Source organism: Sphaerisporangium melleum, assembly GCF_014646695.1.
Lineage (GTDB): Bacteria > Actinomycetota > Actinomycetes > Streptosporangiales > Streptosporangiaceae > Sphaerisporangium > Sphaerisporangium melleum.
The window spans coordinates 1-204 of sequence record NZ_BMNT01000129.1; the positions used below are offsets into that span (position 1 = coordinate 1).

The window sequence follows — 204 nt, forward strand, 5'->3', positions numbered from 1 at the left end:
GATCAACATCCGCCCGGTGGTGGCGTCGATCAAGGAGTTCTTCGGCACCTCGCAGCTGTCGCAGTTCATGGACCAGATCAACCCGCTGGCCGGGCTGACCCACAAGCGGCGCCTGAACGCGCTGGGCCCCGGTGGTCTGTCGCGTGAGCGGGCCGGGTTCGAGGTCCGTGACGTGCACCCCTCGCACTACGGCCGCATGTGCCC

1 pseudogene is annotated in these 204 nt (G+C 68.1%); it reads left to right on the forward strand.

Annotated elements, in window-relative coordinates:
• Positions 1-204, forward strand: a pseudogene (locus tag IEY93_RS39190) (RNA polymerDNA-directed RNA polymerase subunit B); the annotation flags it as partial.